We start from the raw sequence: 24,329 nt of genomic DNA, 5'->3' as shown, positions 1-24,329 counted from the left end.
CAAACCCGTGGCCAGTCTAAGCGCAGCGCATGGCTTTGTAACGCATCCTCGACGGTATCCTCGTGCCCACTCTGCGGTGTGCCCGGTCGCAAGCCATCGCTCGGGCCGGTACTTCTCCGTACGGGGTTCGAGAGCCGCATCAGTGCATGCTCTGACGGAGGTTTTGCAGATTCCTTGCCAAGTTGGCAAAGGCCTTTCAAAACAGGTGTTTGCCGGAAGCTAACCAGACAAACACGCGGCCCTTTTCAACGGGATGCACAGCTTCGGTGCGCAGCACAGGACGGGCGTGCCCAAAAACCGTGCGGGCCTGATGCCCTCGAGCACCGTGCTACACTGACGCTCTACTCATGTCCTGCGGAACGTCGCCCCATGCTCGCGCCCAAAGCCTTTCTCGATGCCCTCAGCGACCAGGCGTCGCGTCTGTTCACGGGGGACGGTGCCCGCCCCCGTGCCGACCTTGAAGGTCAGTTCAAAGCCCTGATGCAAAGTGCGTTCAGCAAGCTGGAGCTGGTCAGCCGTGAAGAGTTCGACAGTCAGATGGTCGTGCTGAGCCGCACGCGGGCCCGGCTGGAAGCGTTGGAGCAACAGGTCGCCGCGCTCGAAGCCCGCCTCCAGCCTGCAGCCGAGGCCCCTGCGCATTCACTGACGCCCTCGGCCCTCTATCCGGAGCTGCTGTTCTCCTATGGCACCCTTCAGGACAAGGCCGTGCAGTTGGCCAAGTTCGGTCGAGAGCTGACTGGCCAGGAAGACCGCATGCTGGGCTACCGGCAGGATTGGGTGGAGATCACCGATCCAGCCGTTGTCGCGACCAGTGGCAAGTCCCGTCACCCTATCGTCTTTCCCACTGACACGGCGGATGACAGCGTCAGCGGCAAGGTCTTCCAGATCTCGGCCGAAGAGCTGGCAGCGGCCGACGATTACGAAGTGTCGGACTACACCCGAGTGGCCGTCACCCTGGCCTCAGGTTTGACTGCCTGGGCCTACGTCCGGGCCTGAACGACGGCCTGTCCGGAAAGCGTCATTGGGTCGGCCTGGGTTCATGTTTCACGTGGAACACAAGGAAAATGGCAACAAAGCCTTCAGATTTTCCCTATTCGTCGTAGGCCTTTTCCCAAATATGCTCGGCTCGTACATATGCCGTTGCATTGAGTCCTACGCCCTCCTAGTCTCGACCGGTCGCTGATGCAAGCGACCGGTTGTGACAGGCCGTTTTGCTCGAAGAGATGCATGTACTCGCCGTTATGGCAGGTGTACGTGGGGCACCTCGTGTGCGCCGGGTCTCTCTTCGTCCTCGGTCTGTCAACCCGCGTACAGCTGCCACCTCCCATGTTTGACAGCAGCCGCGTGGCAGCTCCACCTGACGAGGAGCCTTTGCATGCTGAAGATCGTACCGGACCCACCTGCCCCTTCCTTCGAAGACCTGCTCATCTACGCAGCCGAGCACCTGACGTGCGCCCAGTTCCTGACGCGCAAGATCACGCGTGTGCATCCAGGCAGCGTGCACCATGAGCAACTGCTGGCGGCAGCCAACGACCTGCAGACAATCTACGAACGCCTGGAGCAGATGCTCGGGCAGACCCAGACGTGCCACTGAGCCATGGCGCAAGACGACCGGCCTGTGCCAGAGCGACGCTCATGGCACATGCGTCTCGACGTGACCTCAGGTGATCGAGGTCATCGCCGCTCCTGCCCGCTTGCCTGACCGATGACCTTTGGTCTTTGACTTGAAGAGGACGGGCCAACGCGATTGATCAGAAAGGACCGACCCCCTGAGGCAACCTGTCGTCTTGACGTCGCCCCCTAAAATTTGATGGGTGGAATAATTCGGTTACAATGGCTGAAACGTTTCAAAGCCTAGACTTGCCAGGATGGCCGGCGGGCAGGCGTTCATGTTGCTCAAGCCGCTGAATCCATCCTTATAAAAAGCCAGCGCTGAAGACATTACCCATTGGGGCTGAGCAATCGCTCCTGAAGACCACCCATCGTCGCACTCGACTGTCAGACCGTGCCAGCGCTTACCAGGCCTGCAGGGATCTATCGAGAGAGCGGCGGGTGGATAACGTACGGTACTGGATAATTCAATGTTCAAAAAGGCAAGCAAGACCCTGTTGGGCCTGGCCGTTGTCGCGGGCTTCATGCAGGCCCACGCCGAAGAGACCAAGAAAGTCGATGTCCTGTTGGTAGGCGGCGGCATCATGAGTTCGACCCTGGGTATCTGGCTCAGCGAGCTGGAGCCAAGCTGGTCGATGGAAATGATCGAGCGTCTGGACGGCGTCGCCGAAGAGAGCTCGAACGGCTGGAACAACGCCGGCACCGGTCACTCGGCCCTGGCCGAGCTGAACTACACCCCGGAAGACAAAGACGGCAACATCAACATCTCCAAGGCCGTCGAGATCAACGAGTCGTTCCAGATCTCGCGTCAGTTCTGGTCCTGGCAGGTGCGCAACAACGTTCTGAAGAACCCACGTTCGTTCATCAACTCGACGCCGCACATGAGCTTCGTCTGGGGTGACGACAACATCCGCTTCCTGAAGAAGCGCTACGAGGCGCTGCAGGCGAGCCCGCTGTTCCGCCCGATGCAGTACTCCGAAGACCACGCACAGATCGCCAAGTGGGTTCCGCTGATGATGGAAGGGCGTGACCCGAACCAGAAGCTGGCCGTGACCTGGACGCCGATCGGCACCGACGTGAACTTCGGCGAGATCACCCGCCAGTTCGTCGGTCACCTCAAGACCAAGGACAACTTCGACCTGAAGCTGTCCACCGAGGTCCAGGACATCACCCGCAACGACGACGGCTCCTGGCACGTCGAGTACAAGAACCTGAAGGACGGTAGCAAGAGCGCGACCGACGCCAAGTTCCTGTTCATCGGTGCCGGTGGTGGCGCGCTGAAGCTGCTGCAGAAGTCCGGTATTCCAGAAGCCAAGGAATACGCTGGCTTCCCGGTAGGCGGTTCGTTCCTGGTCACCGAGAACCCGACCATCGCCATGCAGCACATGGCCAAGGCCTACGGCATCGCCTCGACCGGTGCGCCGCCCATGTCGGTTCCGCACCTGGACACCCGCGTGCTGGACGGCAAGCGCGTCATCCTGTTCGGGCCATTCGCGACCTTCTCGACCAAGTTCCTCAAGCAGGGCTCGTACTTCGATCTGCTGAGCAGCATGACCCTGCACAACACCTGGCCCATGACCCGCGTGGGTATCGACCAGTACCCGCTGGTCGAGTACCTTGCCGGTCAGCTGATGCAGTCCGACGACGACCGCTTCGCCGCCCTGCAGCAGTACTTCCCGCACGCCAAGAAAGAAGACTGGCGTCTGTGGCAAGCCGGCCAGCGCGTGCAGATCATCAAGCGTGACGAGCAGCTCGGTGGCGTGCTGAAGCTGGGTACCGAACTGGTCTCCTCCAAGGACGGCTCCATCGCCGGCCTGCTGGGCGCCTCGCCTGGTGCCTCGACCGCTGCCCCGATCATGCTGGGCGTACTGGAGCGCGTGTTCAAGGACAAGCTGGCCACGCCTGAGTGGCAAGCCAAGGTCCACCAGATCGTGCCAAGCTACGGCACCCGTCTGAACGACTCGGCCGCCAAGACCCAGGAAGAGTGGAACTACACCTCCAAGGTGCTGCAGCTCACGCCGCCGCCGGTGATCGATGCTTCGGTTCCAGCCTACGACGGCTCGTCGTCTGCGCCCGTGGAAGCCAATCCAGCGGCCGACATGGCCCTGTGATGACCTGCCCCCTCCAGTCGCCGAGCGGCTGAAGGGGGCTCAGGCACCCCTCGAGCCACGGACCCGAGTGATCGGATCCGTGGCTTTTCCATGAAGGCCGCTCGGCCCTCAGGCATGGCGCTTTGCCATCTTCTGCTGTATACCTCAGGAATACCATCGCACTCCATGCGTCGTCGTCTGTCCAACGCAGTGGACAAGACTCGTCCGTATGCCGGAACGAGCATGCGCCCGACCGCCATGGAAGCGTCCTCGCCACGACGGTGAGCCTGCACGGCAATGATCGAAAACCGCCCTGGGAACGATCACCGCCTCCTTCTTCACCGACTCAATGGACACTCCACATGGGCGAACTTTCCAACAAGCGTGCCTGTGCTTCGTGCCTCGATGGCAAGGCACTGGATTTCGATTTCAGCATGGCCTTCCAGCCAATCGTCGACCTGCGCGACTCGAGCATCTACGCCTACGAGGCCCTGGTACGCGGTACCGACGGCAGCGGCGCGCCCAGCGTACTGGCCCGGGTCAACGACACCAACCGCTACGCCTTCGACCAGTCCTGCCGGATCAAGGCCATCGAACTGGCGGCCCGTTTGCAGATCCCCTGCCTGCTGAGCATCAACTTCCTGCCCAATGCCGTCTACCAGGCCTCCAACTGCATCCGCGCCACCCTGGCGGCGGCACGGCGCTTCGACTTCCCGACCGACCGGATCATCTTCGAGATCACCGAGCAGGAAGAGCTGACCGACAAGGACCACCTCAAGGGCATCGTCCACGAGTACCAGCGTCGGCAGTTCAAGACCGCCATCGACGACTTCGGCGCCGGCTACTCCGGCCTGAACCTGCTGGCCGAATTCCAGCCTGACATCATCAAGCTGGACATGGCCCTGGTGCGCAACATCGACACCGATCACGTGCGCCAGGCGATCGTGAAAGGCATCGTCCAGATCTGCAAGACCTTGCACATCCAGGTGGTGGCCGAAGGCGTGGAAACCCTGGAAGAACTCCGAGAGCTGCAGCGCCTGGACATCGCCCTGTTCCAGGGTTACCTGTTCGCACGTCCCGCGTTCGAGGCCTTGCCGGCGGTGAACTGGCCGAGCGCCTGATCCAGGCCGCCCCGTCTCGACGCGCGGGCTGGCCCGCCGTCGCTCACCGCGTCATCCCTTGAGCCGATCACGAAAGCTCTGGATCAACGGCTCGCGCGCCCTGCCCCGCCGTATCGCCAGGGAAAACGGTGCCTGGTAACCGAAGGTCGCCGGTACCAGGACCTTGAGTCGCTGCTGCTCGACCCAGGTCTGCGCATAGTGCTCCGGCATGTAGCCGATGTAGGCACCCGACAGCACCAGGATCATCTGCGCCTCCATGGACTCCACCGTCGCCGCGCTGTGCTTGAAGCCATGCCGGGCCAGTTCGGCCTGGCTCCAGTAGCCCCGCCCGACCATGCGTTGCTGGGTGATGGTATCGGGCGAGATACGCTGCTGATCGAACAGCGGATGTCGGTCGCTGCAATACAGCCAGTGCTGCTCGCGGTACAGGGGTTGGTAGATGAGGCCGTTCATGCGGATCGAGAAAGCGCCGATGGCCAGGTCCAGCCGGTTCTCCTGCACCCCCAGTTGCAGCTGCGCCGGGCTCAGCACGCTCAGGTGCAGGTGCACCGCCGGGTGCTCCTGGCTGTAGGCACCGATCACGTCGGCCAAGGGCAGCGCCGGATCGGTGACGGTGGAGTCGAGCACGCCCAGGTTCAAGGTGCCACGCAGCTCACCCTTGAGGGCAGCGCTGTAGCGTTCGAAGCCCTCGAACTCGGCCAGAAGCCGCACGGTTTCCTGATGAAAGAGTTCGCCCTTGCTGGTCAGGCTGAAGCCGCCTCGACCACGGTGGCACAACACGATGCCCAGCTGAGTTTCCAATTGGCTCATGTAAGTGCTGATGGCCGACGTCGACAGATTGAGCTCGTGCTGGGCGGCCGCGAAGCCTTGGTGACGTACCACGCTGGCGAAGATGCGCAGCAGTTTGAGGTCGGTCAAGGGAGAGGACATGGGGGCTCCGGGCGCATGGACGGTGCCATTCTAAGAGCAGTCGTCGGCTGCGCGGTAGCTGTAAGGCCGCACACGCCAGGCCCGGTCTTCGCCAGGGACGTGCCGGCGATAGTTTAGAAATCGCTGAACTATCTTTTTGCCGCCAGCGATTCTTTTGCCTGCGCCGCATTACCAGAATGGCCCCACACCAATGACAACAATGTGAGGCCACCCGTGGACCAGTCTCTCCACCAACCTTTGGGCGGCAACGAAATGCCCCGTTTCGGTGGCATCGCCACCATGCTCCGTCTTCCCCACGTACAGACACCCGACGCCCTGAACCAGCTCGATGCGGCCTTCGTCGGCATCCCTCTGGACATCGGCACATCGCTGCGCTCCGGTACCCGCTTCGGCCCGCGGCAGATCCGTGCCGAATCGGTGATGATCCGCCCCTACAACATGGCCACCGGTGCGGCGCCCTTCGATTCGCTGAACGTCGCCGACATCGGTGACATCGCGATCAACACCTTCAACCTGCTCGACGCCGTGCGGATCATCGAGCAGGAATACGACCGTATCCTCGACCACGGCATCATCCCGCTGACCTTGGGGGGCGACCATACCCTGACCCTGCCGATCCTGCGCGCGATCCACAAGAAGCACGGCAAGGTCGGCCTGGTGCACATCGATGCGCATGCCGACGTCAACGACCACATGTTCGGCGAGAAGATCGCCCACGGCACCACCTTCCGCCGTGCCCAGGAAGAAGGCCTGCTCGACAGCGATCGCGTCGTGCAGATCGGCCTGCGTGCCCAGGGCTACACCAGCGAGGACTTCAACTGGAGCCGCAAGCAGGGTTTTCGCGTGGTGCAGGCCGAGGAATGCTGGCACCGCTCGCTGGCACCCCTGATGGCCGAGGTGCGCGAGAAGGTCGGTGGCGGTCCGGTGTACCTGTCGTTCGACATCGACGGCATCGACCCGGCCTGGGCGCCGGGCACGGGCACGCCCGAGGTGGGCGGCCTGACCACCATCCAGGCGCTGGAGATCATCCGTGGCTGCCAGGGCCTGGACCTGGTGGGCTGTGACCTGGTCGAGGTCTCGCCGCCCTACGACACCACCGGCAACACCTCGTTGCTCGGCGCCAACCTGCTGTACGAAATGCTCTGTGTGCTGCCAGGTGTGGTGCGCCGATGACGGCTGCATCGATGGCCCGTGCGGCCGAGGTGCAGGCCGCTGCCGAGGCCCTGGTGGCGGCGTTCGCCAGCAACGACACGGCACGTTATTTCGCCTGCTTCAGCGAAGACGCCACGTTCGTGTTCCATACCCAGCCGCAGCCGCTGTCGCTCGAACGCTATCGCGCCCTCTGGCAGCAATGGCAGGCCGAAGGTTTTGCCGTACTGAGCTGCCGCTCCAGCGGGGCTCACGTCAGCCTGCAGGGCGATGAGGTGGCGATTTTCATCCATGACGTCGTGACCCGCCTGTCTCTGGATGGCGAAGAACACCACCTGCACGAGCGCGAGACCATCGTCTTTCGTCACCAGGCCGGGCAGTGGCTGGCGTGCCACGAGCATCTGTCGGCCCCGAGCCTGAGCTGAACCTGCGGCGCGCGCGGGGCCACCCTTCCCGCGCACGTTGCGACCCCACACCCGGGGGTCTTGCTGTGACACCGCCCACCGGTCCTTGCCGGGGGTGAATAAAAAGGCCGGTGCGCCTGAACCGGCCTTACAAGAACCGTGACAGGCACCGGAGACACACCATGAGTACGGGTATCGAAACCTTTGGCGTCGAGCAGATTCCCGACGCCCAGCGCGATGCATCCCCCACCGACCTGTTTCGCCTGATCTTCGGCGGCGCCAACACCTTCGCCACGGCAGTGCTGGGCAGCTTCCCCGTGCTGTTCGGCCTGTCGTTCCAGGCCGGCCTGTGGGCGATCGTCCTGGGCGTTGCGGTCGGCGCGCTGATTCTCGCGCCCATGGGCCTGTTCGGCGCGCTCAACGGCACCAACAATGCGGTTTCGTCCGGCGCGCACTTTGGCGTGCATGGGCGCATCGTCGGCTCCTTCCTTTCTTTGCTCACCGCCGTGGCGTTCTTCTCGCTGTCGGTCTGGAGTTCGGGCGACGCCCTGATCGGCGGTGCCAAGCGCCTGGTCGGCCTGCCCGAAAACGATCTGACCCTGGGCCTGGCCTATGGGGTGTTCGCCGTACTGGTGCTGGCGGTGTGCATCTATGGGTTTCGCATCATGCTGTGGGTCAACAGGATCGCGGTGTGGGCCTCGAGCCTGCTGTTCCTGCTGGGCGTGGTGGCCTTCGCCGGGCCGTTCGACATGCACTACGCCGGCACCCTCGACGTCGAGCAGACAGGCTTCTGGGCCGCCTTCATCGGTGCGGCGTTGCTGGCCATGAGCAATCCGGTGTCGTTCGGCGCCTTCCTCGGCGACTGGTCGCGCTACATCCCCCGCCATACGCCCAAGCGGCGCATCATGCTGGCGGTGGTCGCGGCCCAGGCCGGTACGCTGATTCCGTTCCTGTTCGGCCTGTGCACCGCGACCCTGGTGGCCACCCAGGCGCCGCAGTACATCGAGGCGAGCAACTACGTCGGCGGCCTGCTGGCCATTTCGCCAAGCTGGTTCTTCCTGCCGGTGTGCCTGATCGCCCTGATCGGCGGCCTGTCCACCGGCACCACCGCGCTGTACGGCACGGGCCTGGACATGTCGAGCATGTTCCCACGGGTACTGAGCCGCGCGGTGGCCACGCTGCTGATCGGCGTGGCGGCAATCGCCTTCATCTTCATCGGCCGCTTCGCCTTCAACCTGGTACAGAGCGTCTCGACCTTCGCCGTGCTGATCGTCACCTGCACCAGCCCCTGGATGGTGATCATGATCCTGGGCCTGATCGTGCGCCGCGGCGTCTACCACGCCGACGACCTGCAGGTGTTCACCCGCGGCGAGCGCGGTGGACGCTACTGGTTCCAGCACGGCTGGAACTGGCGCGGCCTGGGCGCCTGGATTCCGAGCGCGGCGGTGGGCCTGTGCTTCGTCAACCTGCCCGGGCAGTTCGTCGGTGCGCTGGGCGACCTGGCCGGTGGCATCGACATCAGCCTGCCGATCACCCTGGGCATGGCGGGGCTGCTGTACCTGGCGCTGCTCAACCTGTTCCCGGAACCGGCCGAGGTCTACGGCCCGCTCGGCCCGCGCTGGGTGCGGCAGAAAAGCTCCGTCGGCCTGACGCTCGGAGGCGCCGGGATCGCCTGATCAGCCCTGCGACCGCTCACACACCGGGCGTGTAGGGCCCGGTGTCCTTTCCTTCCAGAACAATGAGAACAACACCATGCTCCTGGATATCTCCGTAGTGATCCTTTACGCCGCCGGCATGCTGCTGCTCGGCTGGTACGGCATGCGCCGCGCACGCACCCAGGAAGATTATCTGGTGGCCGGGCGCAACCTGGGCCCGGCCTTCTACCTCGGCACCATGGCCGCCACGGTACTGGGCGGCGCGGCGACCGTCGGCACCGTGCGCCTGGGGTATGTGCACGGCATTTCCGGGTTCTGGCTGTGCGCCGCCTTGGGCGCGGGGATCATCGTGCTCAACCTGTGCCTGGCCAAGCCCCTGCTCAAGCTGCGTATCAGCACCGTGACGCAGATTCTCGAGCGCCGCTACACACCCATGGCACGTCAGGCCAGCGCGGTGGTGATGTTCGCCTACGCGCTGATGATCGCCGTGGTCTCGACGCTGGCCAGTGGCACCGTGCTGCAAGTGCTGTTCGACCTGCCCTTCGTCACCGCCATCCTCCTGGCCGGTGGCGTGGTGGTGGTGTATTCGAGCATCGGCGGCATGTGGTCGCTGACCCTGACCGACATCGTGCAGTTCGTGATCAAGACCATAGGCCTGATGTTCGTGCTGCTGCCGATCTGCCTGTGGCGCGTCGGCGGTTGGGATGCCCTGCACGCCAAGCTGCCCGAATCCGCCTTCAGCTTCACCACCCTCGGTTACGACACCATCCTCACCTACTTCCTGATCTACTTCTTCGGCATCCTCATCGGCCAGGACATCTGGCAGCGCGTGTTCACCGCGCGCAGCGAGGGGGTGGCGCGCGTGGCCGGCAGCCTGGCCGGGGTGTATTGCGTGATCTACGGCCTGGTCGGTGCGCTGATCGGCATGTGCGCCAAGGTGCTGCTGCCGGACCTGGCCGACGCCAACAACGCCTTCGCCTCGATCGTGCAGAGCGCCTTGCCCGATGGCATTCGCGGCCTGGTGATCGCCGCCGCGCTGGCAGCGATGATGTCCACCGCCAGCGCCGGCCTGCTGGCCGCCTCGACCACCCTCACCGAAGACCTGTTGCCCAAGCTGAGGAGTGGCCGCGCTTCGAGCCTGGCCATGTCGCGCGCGTTCACCTTCGCCACCGGGGTGGTGGTGCTGGGCATCGCGCTGGTCGTCAACGACGTCATCGGCGCGCTGACCCTGGCCTACAACCTGCTGGTCGGCGGCATCCTGATCCCGATGCTCGGCGCCATCTACTGGAAGCGCGCGACCACCACCGGGGCGATCCTGAGCATGGCGCTGGGCTGCGGCACGGCGCTGGTGTTCATGTTCCGCGACGGCCTGGAAGCCAACACGCCGATCTACTACAGCCTGGCCGTCGGCCTACTGAGCTTCGTGCTGGGCAGTCTGCTGACCCGTCCGCAACTGCGCAGCACACGCATGGCCTGACGCCCGTCGATCCGATGCACGCGGTATCGACAAGCGCCGGCACCGCGCCTTCGTTCAAAAGGAAAAGCAGCATGATTTCTTGTGGAGAGTTTCTCATCCAGCAGCTCCAGGCCTGGGGCGTCGACACCGTGTTCGGTATTCCCGGCGTGCACACCGTGGAGCTGTACCGCGGCCTGCCCGGCAGCGGCATCCGCCATATCACCCCGCGCCACGAACAGGGCGCGGGCTTCATGGCCGACGGCTACGCACGGGTCAGCGGCAAGCCGGGGGTATGCTTCATCATCACCGGCCCCGGCATGACCAATATCCTCACGGCCATGGGCCAGGCCTACGCCGACTCCATCCCGATGCTGGTGATCAGCAGCGTCAACGAGCGCGCGCGGCTCGGCCTGGGCAACGGTTACCTGCACGAACTGCCCAGCCAACGGGCCATGGTCGCCGGCGTCAGCGCGTTCAGCCATACCTTGATGAGCGTGGAGGAACTGCCGGGCGTCCTGGCTCGCGCCTTCGCGGTCTTCGACAGCCAACGCCCGAGGCCGGTGCACATCGAACTGCCGCTGGACATCATCACCGCGCCGGCCGGTCACCTGTCGGTGCAGCCACGCTGCCGCCTGCCGCGTCCGGCGGCTGATGCCAACGCGCTGGCCGAAGCCGCGACCCTGCTGCGTGACGCCCGCCGCCCGTTGCTGCTGCTGGGCGGCGGCTGCGTCGAGGCGCAGGCCGAAGCCGCCGAGCTGGCCACCCGGCTCGATGCACCCACGGCGCTGACCATCAACGCCAAGGGTCTGCTGCCAGGCGATCATCCGCTGCTGCTGGGCAGCAACCAATCGCTGGTGCCGGTGCGCGAGCTGGCGCTGGAGGCCGATGTGGTCCTGGCGATCGGCACCGAACTGGGCGAGACCGATTACGACGTGGTCTTCGATGGCAACTTCCGCCTGGGCGGCGCGCTGATCCGTGTCGACATCGACGCCGAGCAGCTGACGCGCAACCATGCCCCGAGCCTGGCCCTCCTCGGCGACGCCCGGCAGACGATGCAGGCGCTGCTTGCCCACCTGCCGGCCCGCGCCGCGAGCGTGGACAGCCCCGGCGCACGGCGTGCTGCCCAGGTCCGTGATCGTCTGGCCGAAGACTTCACCGGCTGGGCGCACTACCGGCGCCTGTTCGACTGCCTCCTCGAGGTGCTGCCCGAGGCCCGCTTCGTCGGCGACTCGACACAGACCGTCTACAGCGGCAACCACCTGGTGGAGCTGGCCGGTCCGCGTCGCTGGTTCAACTCCTCCACCGGCTACGGCACCCTGGGCTACGGCTTGCCGGCCGCCATCGGCGCCAAGCTGGCCGAGCCCCAGCGCGCAGTGATCAGCCTGATGGGCGACGGTGGCCTCCAGTTCAGCCTGCCCGAGCTGGCCAGTGCCGTGGAAGCGCGGGTCGGCCTCATCGTGCTGCTGTGGAACAACCAGGGCTACGGCGAAATCAAGCGCTACATGGAGCGCCGCGACATCACGCCCCTGGGCGTGGACATCTACACACCGGACTTTCTCGCCATCGCTCGCGGCTTCGGCTGCGTCGCCGAGCGCGCCCGTGACCACGCGCACCTGCAGGCGCTGCTGCGCCAGGCGCCCGACGACCGCCCCCTGATCATCGAGATCGACGAAGCACCGCCGTTCGCCCCCTGACCGCACGCCGCGGCTGCCTGCACCGGCCCGTCCCGCCCCGAACGAACGGTTCGCAGGCGGGCCGAGCGCCACGGCAGGCGCACGGTCCACCCTGCCTTCATCAACGGACGATTGGAAAACGACCATGAACACCCCTCACTACATCGACGGCCAGTGGGTCGCAGGCGCGGGCAACGATTGCCTGGTGGCCTACGATCCATCCCTGGCCCACCCCATCGCCGAGCTGAGATCGGCCGACCGCGCTCAGGTCGACCAGGCCGTTGCCGCCGCTCGCCGGGCCCTGCCGGCCTGGAAGGCGACCCCGGTGGCTGAGCGCGCCGCCCTGCTGCGCGGTTTCGCCGAGCACTTGGTGCAGCAGCGCGACGCGCTGGTCACCCTGCAGATGCGCAACAACGGCAAGCCCCGCCACGAGGCCGAGGTGGACGTCGACGATGCCGTCGCCACCTTCACCTACTATGCGGCCCTGATCGAGCAGCAGGGCGCCTCGCCCGAAGTGGCCCTGGCCGCGCCCGGGTTCTCGTCACGCACACGGCGCGAGCCCGTCGGCGTGGTCGGGTTGATCGTGCCGTGGAATTTCCCGCTGGTCACCAGCGCCTGGAAGCTCGCGCCAGCCTTGGCCGCAGGCTGCACCGTGGTGCTCAAGCCGTCGGAAGTCACCCCGCTGATCGAGCAGACCTACGCCCGCATCGCCGAGCAGCTCGGGCTGCCGGCCGGGGTCCTGAACCTGGTCATCGGCCAGGCCGAGACCGGCGCCGCGCTGAGCGAGCACCCTGGCCTGGACAAGCTGTCGTTCACCGGCAGCAACGGAGTGGGCAGCCAGGTGATGCGCAGCTCGGCCGCCTATTGCCGGCCCGTAACCCTGGAGTTGGGCGGCAAGTCGGCGATCATCGTGTTCGACGATTGCGACCCGGATCAGGCGGTCGAGTGGATCGTCGCCGGCATCTGCTGGAACGCCGGGCAGATGTGCTCGGCCACCTCGCGCCTGCTGGTCCAGGACGGCATCGCCGAAACTCTGCTGCCGCGCCTGCAAGCGGCTTTCGCCGCTTTGCGGGTGGGCAACCCGCTGACCGACGCCATCGACATGGGCCCGCTGACCAGCGCGGCGCAATGGCACAAGGTCGCCGAGTACTTCCAGATCGCCCGTGCCGAGGGCCTGCATTGCCTGACCGGCGGCGCGACCCTGGCACGCGAGGGCTGGTTCGTCAGCCCGACGCTGTACGTCGACGTCCCCCACAGCAGTCGCCTGTGGCAAGAGGAGATCTTCGGCCCGGTGCTCTGCACCCAGCGCTTCCTCACGGAGGCCCAGGCGATCGCCCTGGCCAACGACAGCCGCTTCGGTCTGGTCGCCACCGTGGCCAGCGCTGACCTGAGCCGCGCCGAGCGGGTGGCCGATGCGCTGGAGGTCGGCCATGTCTGGATCAACTCGGTCCAGGCCGTCTTCGTCGAGACCTCCTGGGGCGGCACCAAGGGCAGCGGCATCGGCCGCGAGCTGGGCCCGTGGGGGTTGGCCGCCTACCAGTCGATCAAGCACGTGACCCGCTGCCTCGGCTGAACACGGCCGGACCGAACGACGGACACCCCTTCCCAGGACACCTTTGGCAGACGCAGGGCGCACACCGGGCATGATCTTTCGCGAGGCCTGGCGTGCGCTGTCGCGCCCAGAACGTCCTTCAGGGTGTCGCCTCCCATCGCAAAAAGGAAACGAGTCAAATGGGTGTGACAAGACGCAGGTTCTTGATTGGCAGTGGCCTGGTGGCCATGGCCGGGGGTGCCGGTGCGCTGACCCCTCTGCTGACCCGCGAGGGTCGCCTGATCCCCGGCCGCCCCAGGACGGGCTTCGTGGCCGGTACCGAAGGGCCGCTGCCCGCCCAGGCGGACGTGGTGATCGTGGGCGCAGGGATCCTGGGCATCATGACGGCCATCGATCTCGCCGAGCGGGGCCTGTCGGTGGTCGCCGTCGAAAAGGGCGAGATCGCGGCCGAACAGTCCTGCCGGTTCTATGGCCAGGCCATGACCTACCGGATGCCGGACGCCACCTTCCAGTTGCACCACCTGGCCAAGCAGCAGTGGCGCCAGATGAACGCCAAGGTCGGGGTCGACACCAGCTACCGGACCCAGGGCCGGGTCGAGGTGCCGCTGGACGAGCATGACCTGGAACAGGTCCGCGCCTGGATCGCGGCCAGGACCCAGGAAACCGCAGGCTCGCCGGTGCCTTTCAAGACCCGCATCGTCGAGGGCCGCGAACTCGAGCAGCGTCTGCGTGGCGCGAGGTCATCCTGGACGATCGCCGGGTTCGAGGAGGATGCCGGCAGCCTGGATGCCGAGATCGCCTCGTTCGTCATGGCCGAGTACGCCAAGCGGCTCGGCGTGAAGTTCTATACCCAGTGCGCCGCGCGAGGGCTGGAGACCCAGGGCGGCGCCATGTCCGACGTGGTGACGGAGAAAGGCGCCATCCGCACATCCCGCGTGGTGGTGGCCGGCGGTGCCTGGTCCCGGTTGTTCATGCAGAACCTGGGGGTCGACGTGCCGACCTTGCCGGCCTACCAATCACAGCAGCTGATCAGCCGGGCACCCCAGGCGCCGGGCGGCAACGTCGCCTTGCCGGGGAACCTCTATTTCCGTGAGCAGGCCGATGGCACCTATGCGACCTCGCCCCGCGTCGTCGTCGCGCCCGTGGTCAAGGAGTCGTTCCTCTACGGCTACAAGTACCTGCCGCTGCTGGCCCTGCCGGACTTCCCCGTGCACGTCTCGCTGAACCGGCAACTGTTCCAGTCGCTCTTCCAGTCCACCCACTGGGCGCTGGACGAGGTCTCGCCCTTCGAGCACAACCGGATCATGACCGCCGCCCCGGACATTCCGGAACTGAACGCCTCTCTGGAGCGGTTGAAGGCCGAGTTCCCGGCCTTCAAGGCCTCGACGCTGATCGATCAGTGGAGTGGCGCCATGGCCATCGCGCCGGACGAGAACCCCATCATCTCCACGGTCGAGCGCTACCCGGGGCTGGTCCTCAACACCGCCACCGGCTGGGGCATGACCGAAAGCCCGGTGTCTTCCCGGCTGACGGCCGACCTGTTGCTAGGCCAGGCGCCGGCCCTGGATCCACGCCCTTTCAGGCTCGATCGGTTCTGAGGGTGACGCGTTGCACCCTGCCTGAGACGCCCGTGGCGCAGGCAGGCTTTCCCATCCCAAGGAGGTTCCCATGAAACCCGTGTTGAAGACGCTTGCCCTGTCTGCCCTGATCGCTGCCAGTGGTGCCCATGCCCAGGAGGTGGTGCGCCACGGTGCCGGTGATTTTCCGATCTCGTCGGCGGTCGAGGTCCCTGCTGGCAAGACCCTGGTCTACCTGAGCGGCACCGTGCCGTCGGTGATCGATGCCCAGGCGGCCAAGGATTCCCTGGCGGCCTTCGGCGACACCAAGGCGCAGACGATCGATGTGCTGGAACAGATCCAGCGCCAATTGAAGACGCTCGGGCTGGGGCTCGAGGATGTGGTGAAGATGCAGGCCTTCCTGGTAGGCGGGCCGGAGCATGGCGGCACCATGGACTTCGACGGCTTCATGGCCGGCTATACCCAGTTCTTCGGCGCAGCGGCCGGACAATCGCACCTGCCGGCGCGCTCGGCCTTCCAAGTCGCGGGGTTGGCCCATCCGGCATGGCGAGTCGAGATCGAAGTGATCGCGGTCCGCCCCTGAGTGGCGCGGCGTCTGCACAGGGCATGAAAAAGGGGCAGGCTCCGCATTGGAGGCTGCCCCTGTGCTGTCATCGAGTCTGAAGCCGGGCGCTCACACCCGGCCTCGTCTCACTCGTTGATGCGCGGGTGCTGCTGCACCAGCGTCTTGCGCTTGGCTTCCAGCTCGGCGATCTGCGCGTCGATGTCCTCGATCTTCTGCTCGATGTTGTCGTGGTGCTCCTGCAGCAGCTCACGCGCCTCGTGGATGTCCGAGGCCGCCGGTGCCGCGCCACGCAGGGGCTTATTGGCGGTCTCTTTCATGGTCACGCCGGTGATCAGGCCGATCACGGCCACGACCATCAGGTAGTAGGCCGGCATCATCAGGTTCTGGGTGGTTTCCACCAGCCAGGCAGCGATGGTCGGGGTCAGGCCGGCGATCAGCACCGAGATGTTGAAGGCACTGGCCAGGGCGCTGTAGCGGATGTGCGTCGGGAACATCGCTGGCAGGGTCGAGGCCATGACGCCGATGAAGAAGTTCAGCAGCACCGCCAGCAGCAACAGGCCGGCGAAGATCAGCCCCAGCACGCCGCTGTTGATCATCATGAACGCCGGGATCACGAAGAGGAACAGCCCGATGCTGCCGATGATGATGAAGGGCTTGCGGCCGATCTTGTCACTGACGAAACCGATGACCGGCTGCACGAACAGCATGCCGACCATGATCGCGATGATGATCAGCACACCGTGGTTTTCGCTGTAGCCGAGGTTGTGCGACAGGTAGCTCGGCATGTAGGTCAGCAGCATGTAGTAGGTGACGTTGGTCGCGATCACCACGCCGATGCAGGTCAGCAGGCTGCGCCAGTGCTTGGTGGCGACCTCCTTGAACGACACCTTGGGACCGGCGGCCAGGCCTTCGCGGTCGCCCTGCTCGAGCTTGTCGACGTGCTGCTGGAAGGCCGGGGTCTCTTCCAGCGCATGACGCAGGTAGAGGCCGATCATGCCCAGCGGCAAGGCCAGGAAGAACGGGATGCGCCAGCCCCACTCGAAGAACTTCTCTTCGCCGACGATGGCCGAGATCATCACCACCACGCCCGCGCCCAGCACGAAGCCGGCGATCGAGCCGAAGTCCAGCCAGCTGCCGAGGAAGCCGCGCTTGCGGTCCGGGGCATATTCGGCCACGAAGATCGAAGCGCCGGTGTACTCACCCCCCACCGAGAAGCCCTGGGCCATCTTGGCGAGCAGCAGCAGGATCGGCGCCCAGATGCCGATCGAGGCGTACGAGGGAATACAGCCGATCGCGAAGGTACTGAGCGACATGATCACGATCGTCGCGGCCAGGACTTTCTGTCGTCCGTAGCGGTCGCCCAGGGCGCCGAAGAACAGGCCACCCAGCGGGCGAATCAGGAAAGGCACCGAGAAGGTCGCCAGGGCGGCGACCATCTGCACGCTGGGGTCGGCGTTGGGGAAGAACACCTTGCCGAGCACGTAGGCGACGAAGCCGTAGACGCCGAAGTCGAACCATTCCATGGCATTGCCGAGGGCGGCGGCGGTGATCGCCTTGCGCATCTTGGCATCGTCGACGATGGTGATGTCGTTGAGCCCAATGGGCTTGACGCGTTTCTTGCGTAATTTCATGCGGGTACCTGATCGCTGTCGTGTCTCGCTGGGGCGAGCTTCAAAGAAACGGTTCTGACCAGCGCACGGGGTGGCGCTGTGCTTCTATTCAGAAACCTTTTGAATCAGATCAGGGAACAGGTGAAATAATTCAGCGCTTGCCGATTATTTCGTGGTGTGAAGGTTGGGCGCAGGGACAAACGGCGTGCAAACGGAGCCTGGCACTCAGCTGATCGGGTCTTGACCCAGCACCTTGCTGAGCGCGACACGCGCGTCTTCCAGTTGCACCAGCGCCGCATGCCGAGCGCCCAGGGCGTCGCCGTTCTGGATGGCGGTGAGGATCGCCTGGTGCCGGGGTAGCGCCAGCTGGTCGAAATTGGAACGCTGGTTGGAATAGCGCACCGATTCGCGCAGGGCCAGCGACAGCATGTTGCACAGGTAGGCCAGCAGGTCGTTGTGCGTGGCGTCGGCGATGCGGGCGTGGAAGTCCAAGTCCGGTTGCAGGCGCTCTTCCGGGGTGCTGGCCTGCTCCATGCGCTGGTAGGCCTCGGCGATCGACGCCACGTCCGTCTCGGTGGCGTTGCTGGCGGCCAGGGCCGCTGCCGCCGGCTCGATGACCCAGCGCACGCTCGACAGCATGTTGAAGAACTCCTGCTGCGGCGTGGCCTGCATCAGCCAGTGCAGCACGTCCGGGTCGAGCATGTGCCAGTCGTGCCGTGGCCTGACCAGGGTGCCGACCCGCGGCTTGGCCTGAACCAGGCCCTTGGCGGTCAGCGCACGCATGGCCTCGCGAAAGACCGGCCGGCTGATCGCATACGCCTCGCACAGGCTGGCCTCGGAAGGCAGCTTCTGCTGGGGCTGGAGCTGACCGGAGACGATCTGCAGGCCCAGGTCCTGGACCAGGGTGGCGTGCATGCTCTTGCGCGGCGAGGGCTGGCGGTAGTTCATGGGGGCGCAGGGGACGTCCTTCAGGCGTGGCCGCGCATCATAGCACCCCTGCACCCTCCCCGGCCCCGCCGTCGGCCCGCCGAGACCCGAAAGGCCCGTGCTCAATGGGAGTGCTTGGGCACGGCCGAACCGCGACAGCCGACCAGAAAGTCGAAGTCGCAACCTTCGTCGGCCTGCATGACATGGTCCAGGTAGAGCCGGGCGTAGCCGCTGGTGATCAGCTGCGGCACCGGCGCCACGTCGGCCAGGCGTCCGGCCAGCTCCTCGTCGGAGATGTCCAGGTGCAGGCGGCCTTCGTGGCAGTCCAGTTCGATCCAGTCGCCTTCGCGCACGACGGCCAACGGGCCACCGGCTGCCGCTTCCGGTGCCACGTGCAGGACCACGGTGCCATAGGCGGTGCCGCTCATCCGTGCATCGGAGATGCGCACCATGTCGGTCACGCCCTGGGCCAGCAGCTTGGCCGGCAGCCCCATGTTGCCGACCTCGGCCATGCCAGGGTAGCCCTTGGGCCCGCAATGCTTCATGACCAGCACCGAGTCGGCGTCGACGTCCAGCGCCGGGTCGTTGATGCGCGCCTTGTAGTCCTCGAAGTGCTCGAACACCACGGCGCGGCCACGGTGGCGCATCAACGCCGGAGTCGCTGCCGACGGCTTGAGCACCGCGCCCTTGGGCGCCAGGTTGCCGCGCAGGATGCAGATGCCGCCATCGGCCACCAGCGGACGTTCCAAGGGGCGGATCACCTCTTCGTCGTACAGCGGCGCGGCCTGGCAGTTGTCCCACAGGCTCTGGCCATTGACCGTCAGGGCGCCTGGGTTGGGCAGCAGGTCGTGCTCGCCGAGACGGCGGATCACCGCGGGCAGGCCCCCGGCATAGTAGAACTCTTCCATCAGGAAGCGGCCCGAGGGCTGCAGGTCGACCAGGGTCGGTGTGCCTCGGCCGATGCGGGTCCAGTCTTCCAGTTGCAGGTCGACCCCGATGCGCCCGGCGATGGCCTTGAGGTGGATCACCGCGTTGGTCGAGCCACCGATGGCGGCGTTGACGCGGATGGCGTTCTCGAAGGCTTCGCGGGTGAGGATCTTCGACAGGCGCAGGTCTTCGCGGGCCATGTCGACGATGCGCATGCCGGACAGGTGCGCCAGCACGTAACGACGCGCGTCCACCGCCGGGATGGCGGCGTTGTGCGGCAGCGAGGTGCCCAGCGCTTCGGCCATGCAGGCCATGGTCGAGGCCGTGCCCATGGTGTTGCAGGTCCCGGCCGAGCGGGACATGCCCGCCTCGGCCGAGAGGAATTCGTTGAGGTCGATCTGCCCGGCCTTATAGGCCTCGTGCATCTGCCAGACGATGGTCCCGGCACCGATGTCGCGCCCCTTGTGCTTGCCGTTGAGCATCGGCCCGCCAGTTACCACGATGGCCGGGACGTCGCAGCTGGCCGCGCCCATCAGCAGCGCCGGGGTGGTCTTGTCGCAGCCGGTCAGCAGCACCACCGCGTCCACCGGGTTGCCACGGATCGATTCCTCGACGTCCATGCTCGCCAGGTTGCGGGTGAGCATCGCGGTCGGTCGCAAATTGGACTCGCCGCTGGAAAACACCGGGAACTCCACCGGGAAGCCGCCCGCCTCCAGCACGCCCTTCTTCACGTGTTCGGCGATCTTGCGAAAGTGCGCGTTGCAGGGCGTGAGCTCCGACCAGGTGTTGCAGATGCCGATGATCGGCCGGCCATCGAAGGCATGGTCGGGGATGCCTTGGTTCTTCATCCAGCTGCGGTACATGAAGCCGTTCTTGTCGGCCGTACCGAACCATTGGGCCGAGCGTAGCGGTTTTTTGTTATCGGACATGACGGCACCTTATTGGTATTACTATTTAGCAGTGTTGCGCCGACTCTAGCGACAAAAAGGCGCTATGTGAAGGGTTGTTGCTTTAAATAGTAATACTATAAGATGATCCAGACCGTTGACGGCCTGCCATGGGCCCCAACCGCGTGTTGCATCCATTACAAGAACAATTGGAGACATCGCCATGGTTCATGAGCAGCGGCTCGTCCGCCTGATCACGTGGAAACTCATTCCCTTTTTGGTCCTGCTGTATCTGGTGGCCTACGTCGACCGTTCTGCGGTGGGCTTCGCCAAGCTGCACATGGGCGCCGACATCGGCCTGGGCGATGCCGCCTATGGCCTGGGCGCCGGCTTGTTCTTCATCGGCTACTTCTTCTTCGAGGTACCCAGCAACCTGCTGCTCGACCGCTTCGGCGCACGGCGCTGGTTCGCCCGCATCCTGCTGACGTGGGGCGCGATCACCATCGGCATGGCCTTCGTCACCGGCCCCACGGGCTTCTATGTCATGCGCCTGCTGCTGGGGGTGGCCGAGGCCGGCTTCTTCCCGGGCGTGCTGTACTACATCACCCAGTGGTACCCGGTGCGTCATCGCGGCAAGATCCTGGGCTTCTTCATCCTTTCGCAGCCGCTGGCGATGCTGGTGACCGGGCCGCTCTCCGGCGCGCTGCTGGGCCTCGATGGCCTGCAAGGGCTGCATGGCTGGCAATGGCTGTTCATCTGCATCGGTACCCCGGCGGTGCTGCTGGCCTGGCCGACCCTGCGCCTGCTGCCCGATGGCCCGGCCACGGTCCGCTGGCTGAGCGAGGCGCAGCGCAGCTGGCTGCAGGAGCAACTGGCCAACGACCTGCGCGAATTCGGCCAGGCCCGCCACGGCAACCCGCTGCATGCCTTGAAGGACCGACGGGTCCTGCTGCTGGCACTGTTCTACCTGCCGGTTACCCTGAGCATCTATGGCCTGGGGCTGTGGCTGCCGACCCTGGTGCATCAGTTCGGCGGCAGCGACCTGGTCACCGGCTTCGTCTCGGCGGTGCCGTACCTGTTCGGCATCATCGGCCTGCTGATCGTCCCGCGCAGCTCCGACCGCCTGAACGATCGCTATGGCCACCTCGGCCTGCTCTATGCCCTGGGGGCGGTGGGCCTGTTCTTCAGCGCCTGGCTGAGCGCACCGGTCATGCAACTGGCGGCGCTGTGCCTGGTGGCCTTCGCGCTGTTCTCCTGCACGGCGATCTTCTGGACCTTGCCGGGGCGGTTCCTTTCCGGCGCCAGCGCGGCGGCCGGGATCGCCCTGATCAACTCCCTCGGCAACCTCGGCGGCTACCTGGGGCCTTTCGGCATCGGCGCGCTCAAGGAGCACACCGGTCACCTGTCCTCGGGCCTGTACTTCCTGGCCGTGGTGATGCTGTTCGGGCTGCTGCTGACCAGCGTGGTGTACACCCGCCTGGAATGCCGCCAACGCCAGGCGTCGACGCACACGCGCGATGCCTCCCACTGACCCTCTCACTCAACAAGCGAGTACACGCATGCGATTGATCCAATTCGAAACGGCCGCCGGCGAACGCCGCGTGGGCGTGGTGGAAGGCGAACGCGCCCTGGAAGTCCAAGGCATCCACAGCACCCGCGAGCTGGCCGTGCGGGCCATCGCCGCCGGGCGCGACCTGGTGGGTGAAGTCGAGGCTTGCGGCCTTGGCGCTGCCCATGACTACCTGGCCCTGCTGGCGGAAGGGCGCGTCCTGCCGCCCCTCGACCATCCGGACCCGGCCCACTGCCTGGTGACCGGCACCGGCCTGACCCACCTGGGCAGCGCCGCCACCCGCGACAAGATGCACCAGCAGCAGGCCGAGGGCGCGGTGACCGACAGCCTGCGCATGTTCCAGTGGGGCCTGGAGGGCGGCCAACCGCCCGCAGGCGAAGTCGGCGCGCAACCCGAGTGGTTCTACAAGGGCGATGGCGGCATCGTCGTGCGCCCGGGCGGCGACCTGCCCCTGCCGGCCTTCGCCGAGGACGCTGGCGAAGAGCCGGAACTGGTCGGTCTGTACCTGATCGACGACGACGGCACCCCGGTGCGGCTGGGCTATGCCCTGGGTAACGAGTTCTCCGACCACGTCATGGAGCGCCGCAACTACCTGTACCTGGCCCATTCCAAGCTGCGCGCCTGCAGCTTCGGCCCGGAACTGCGCGTCGGCGCCCTGCCGCCGCACCTGGAAGGCACCAGCCGGATCCTGCGCGACGGCCAGACGCTGTGGTCCAAGCCGTTCCTCAGCGGCCAGCAGAACATGTGCCACAGCTTCGAGAACCTCGAGTTCCACCACTTCAAGTACCGCCAGTTCCTGCGCCCCGGCGACATCCACGTGCACTACTTCGGCACTGCCACGCTGTCGTTCGCCGACGGCATCCAGGCACGTCCCGGCGACACCTTCGAGATCAGCCTGGACGCCTTTGGCCAGCCGCTGCGCAACGGCATCGTCGCCCTGCCCGAGCAGGTTCGGCCGGGTCTCGTGAAAAGCCTCTAAGCCACTCGTCTTCACAGGAGTTCACCATGTCCGCACGCCAGTTCATCGGCGGCCAGCGCATCGGCGCCGGCACCGTCACCTTGCAGAGCCTCGATGCCCGCACCGGCGAGGCCCTGCCCCAGACCTTCGTCCAGGCCACACCTGAAGAAGTCGCCGCGGCAGCCGAAGCGGCCGAAGCCGCCTTCCTGACCTACAACGGCCTGGCCCCGGCGCGGCGCGCCCAGTTCCTCGACGCCATCGCCGATCAGCTCGACGCCCTGGACGATACCTTCGTCGCCATCGTATGCCGTGAAACCGCCCTGCCCGCTGCCCGTATCCAGGGTGAGCGCAGCCGCACCAGCCATCAGATGCGCCTGTTCGCCAAGGTCTTGCGCCGCGGCGATTACCTGGGGGCCCGTATCGACCGCGCGCAACCCCAGCGCCAGCCAATGCCCCGACCCGACCTGCGCCAGTACCGCACCGGCGTCGGCCCGGTGGCGGTGTTCGGTGCCAGCAACTTCCCGTTGGCCTTCTCCACCGCAGGCGGCGATACCGCCGCTGCGCTGGCCGCCGGCTGCCCGGTGGTGGTCAAGGCGCACAGCGGCCACATGGCCACCGCCGAACAGGTGGCCGAGGCCATCCAGCGCGCCGCCGTGGCCACCGACATGCCGCCCGGGGTGTTCAACATGATCTACGGCGGCGGGGTCGGCGAAGCGCTGGTGCGCCACCCGGCGATCCAGGCGGTAGGCTTCACCGGTTCGCTCAAGGGCGGTCGCGCCCTCTGCGACCTGGCCGCCGCACGCCCGCAGCCGATTCCGGTGTTCGCCGAGATGAGCAGCATCAACCCGGTGCTGGTCCTGCCCGAGGCCTTGCAGGCCCGAGGTGACCGGATCGCCCAGGAACTGGCTGCGTCGGTGGTGCTGGGCGCTGGGCAGTTCTGCACCAACCCCGGCCTGATCATCGGCCTGGCGGGCGAGGCCTTCGACGGCTTCGTCAGCGCGCTCGGTGCGCACCTGGCGGACCAGGCCGGCCAGACCCTGCTCAACGCCGGCACCCTGCGCAGCTACAGCGGCGGTGTGCAGCGCCTGATGCAGCATCCCGGCGTGCAGCACCTGGCCGGTGCCGAACAGGCAGGCAACGAGGCCCGTGCGCAGCTGTTCAAGGCCGACGTCAGCCTGTTGCTCCAGGGCGATGCGTTGTTGCAGGAGGAAGTCTTCGGCCCGACGACCGTCATCGTGGAAGTGGCGAACGAGGCCGAGCTGCGCCAGGCGCTGGACGCGCTGCACGGGCAACTGACCGTGACCCTGATCGCCGAACCCCAGGACCTGCAGCGCTTCGCGCCTCTGGTACCGGTGCTGGAGCGCAAGGCGGGGCGTCTGCTGGTCAACGGCTACCCGACCGGGGTCGAAGTCTGTGACGCCATGGTGCATGGCGGCCCTTACCCTGCCACCTCCGATGCCCGTGGCACGTCGGTCGGCACCCTGGCCATCGACCGCTTCCTGCGCCCGGTGTGCTATCAGGACTACCCGGACGCGCTGCTGCCCCCGGCGTTGCAGAACGCCAACCCCCTGGGCCTGCAACGGCTGGTCGATGGCGAGCACAGCCGTGAGGCGTTGAGCTGAGGCCCAACGGCACGCGAGTCGCCGGCCTGTCTTGCCCTTCCAGGT

The 24,329-nt window shown here is 66.0% G+C and carries 19 protein-coding genes; 15 read left to right on the top strand and 4 right to left on the bottom strand.

The window, feature by feature from the left end; all coding sequences use genetic code 11:
• The first annotated feature begins 642 nt into the window (after nt 1-642).
• The 4 genes from APT63_00640 (at nt 643) to APT63_00625 (ending at nt 4,822) form a co-directional block, all read left to right on the top strand.
• Nucleotides 643-996 (top strand): UDP-N-acetylmuramate--alanine ligase, encoded by a 354-nt coding sequence (locus APT63_00640; GenBank protein AMA47752.1) that lies wholly within the window; start codon nt 643-645, stop codon nt 994-996.
• Between the two features lie 379 nt (nt 997-1,375).
• On the top strand, nt 1,376-1,594 hold the full coding sequence (locus APT63_00635) for a hypothetical protein (GenBank protein ID AMA44234.1): 219 nt from the start codon (nt 1,376-1,378) through the stop codon (nt 1,592-1,594).
• A 487-nt stretch (nt 1,595-2,081) separates the two neighbouring features.
• The gene (locus APT63_00630) at nt 2,082-3,722 is read left to right on the top strand and encodes a malate:quinone oxidoreductase (protein ID AMA44233.1); all 1,641 of its coding nucleotides are present in this window, start codon (nt 2,082-2,084) and stop codon (nt 3,720-3,722) included.
• Nucleotides 3,723-4,063: 341 nt separating this feature from the next.
• A complete protein-coding gene (locus APT63_00625) occupies nt 4,064-4,822 on the top strand; it encodes a diguanylate phosphodiesterase (GenBank protein ID AMA44232.1) in 759 nt (252 codons plus the stop codon).
• 51 nt (nt 4,823-4,873) lie between these two features.
• Here the strand turns inward: APT63_00625 and APT63_00620 are convergent, their stop codons facing one another.
• Nucleotides 4,874-5,752: a LysR family transcriptional regulator gene (locus APT63_00620; protein AMA44231.1), complete on the bottom strand. Its 879-nt coding sequence runs from the start codon at nt 5,750-5,752 to the stop codon at nt 4,874-4,876.
• Nucleotides 5,753-5,965: 213 nt separating this feature from the next.
• Between APT63_00620 and APT63_00615 the strand changes: the two genes are divergently transcribed.
• From APT63_00615 to APT63_00580, 8 genes are all read left to right on the top strand, one after another.
• Nucleotides 5,966-6,925 (top strand): agmatinase, encoded by a 960-nt coding sequence (locus APT63_00615; GenBank protein AMA44230.1) that lies wholly within the window; start codon nt 5,966-5,968, stop codon nt 6,923-6,925.
• Nucleotides 6,926-6,936: 11 nt separating this feature from the next.
• Entirely contained in the window at nt 6,937-7,326 is a 390-nt protein-coding gene (locus APT63_00610; GenBank protein AMA47751.1) for a DUF4440 domain-containing protein, read from the top strand.
• A 161-nt stretch (nt 7,327-7,487) separates the two neighbouring features.
• Nucleotides 7,488-8,981, top strand: a complete 1,494-nt coding sequence (locus APT63_00605; protein ID AMA44229.1) for a nitrate reductase — start codon at nt 7,488-7,490, stop codon at nt 8,979-8,981.
• A gap of 76 nt (nt 8,982-9,057) precedes the next feature.
• Complete coding sequence (locus APT63_00600) at nt 9,058-10,437, top strand: sodium:solute symporter (GenBank protein ID AMA44228.1); 1,380 nt, start codon at nt 9,058-9,060, stop codon at nt 10,435-10,437.
• Between the two features lie 71 nt (nt 10,438-10,508).
• On the top strand, nt 10,509-12,110 hold the full coding sequence (locus APT63_00595; protein AMA44227.1) for a hypothetical protein: 1,602 nt from the start codon (nt 10,509-10,511) through the stop codon (nt 12,108-12,110).
• A 124-nt stretch (nt 12,111-12,234) separates the two neighbouring features.
• Nucleotides 12,235-13,662: an aldehyde dehydrogenase gene (locus tag APT63_00590; protein ID AMA44226.1), complete on the top strand. Its 1,428-nt coding sequence runs from the start codon at nt 12,235-12,237 to the stop codon at nt 13,660-13,662.
• Between the two features lie 158 nt (nt 13,663-13,820).
• A complete protein-coding gene (locus tag APT63_00585) occupies nt 13,821-15,239 on the top strand; it encodes an FAD-dependent oxidoreductase (protein AMA44225.1) in 1,419 nt (472 codons plus the stop codon).
• Between the two features lie 70 nt (nt 15,240-15,309).
• A complete protein-coding gene (locus tag APT63_00580) occupies nt 15,310-15,801 on the top strand; it encodes a hypothetical protein (protein ID AMA44224.1) in 492 nt (163 codons plus the stop codon).
• A gap of 107 nt (nt 15,802-15,908) precedes the next feature.
• Here the strand turns inward: APT63_00580 and APT63_00575 are convergent, their stop codons facing one another.
• From APT63_00575 to APT63_00565, 3 genes are all read right to left on the bottom strand, one after another.
• A complete protein-coding gene (locus APT63_00575) occupies nt 15,909-17,414 on the bottom strand; it encodes a glycine/betaine ABC transporter (protein ID AMA44223.1) in 1,506 nt (501 codons plus the stop codon).
• A gap of 204 nt (nt 17,415-17,618) precedes the next feature.
• On the bottom strand, nt 17,619-18,341 hold the full coding sequence (locus APT63_00570) for a GntR family transcriptional regulator (protein ID AMA44222.1): 723 nt from the start codon (nt 18,339-18,341) through the stop codon (nt 17,619-17,621).
• 101 nt (nt 18,342-18,442) lie between these two features.
• Nucleotides 18,443-20,176: a dihydroxy-acid dehydratase gene (locus tag APT63_00565; GenBank protein AMA44221.1), complete on the bottom strand. Its 1,734-nt coding sequence runs from the start codon at nt 20,174-20,176 to the stop codon at nt 18,443-18,445.
• A gap of 181 nt (nt 20,177-20,357) precedes the next feature.
• Between APT63_00565 and APT63_00560 the strand changes: the two genes are divergently transcribed.
• Genes APT63_00560 through APT63_00550 form a run of 3 tightly spaced genes read left to right on the top strand, consistent with a single transcriptional unit; the run spans nt 20,358 to nt 24,284 of the window.
• Nucleotides 20,358-21,665: an MFS transporter gene (locus tag APT63_00560; protein ID AMA44220.1), complete on the top strand. Its 1,308-nt coding sequence runs from the start codon at nt 20,358-20,360 to the stop codon at nt 21,663-21,665.
• Nucleotides 21,666-21,693: 28 nt separating this feature from the next.
• Complete coding sequence (locus tag APT63_00555) at nt 21,694-22,683, top strand: FAH family protein (GenBank protein ID AMA44219.1); 990 nt, start codon at nt 21,694-21,696, stop codon at nt 22,681-22,683.
• Between the two features lie 26 nt (nt 22,684-22,709).
• Nucleotides 22,710-24,284: a ketoglutarate semialdehyde dehydrogenase gene (locus APT63_00550; protein ID AMA44218.1), complete on the top strand. Its 1,575-nt coding sequence runs from the start codon at nt 22,710-22,712 to the stop codon at nt 24,282-24,284.
• Nucleotides 24,285-24,329 lie beyond the last annotated feature (45 nt).

It is taken from the genome of Pseudomonas monteilii, from assembly GCA_001534745.1.
Lineage (GTDB): Bacteria > Pseudomonadota > Gammaproteobacteria > Pseudomonadales > Pseudomonadaceae > Aquipseudomonas > Aquipseudomonas alabamensis.
This window is presented reverse-complemented; position numbering and strand designations above follow the sequence as displayed.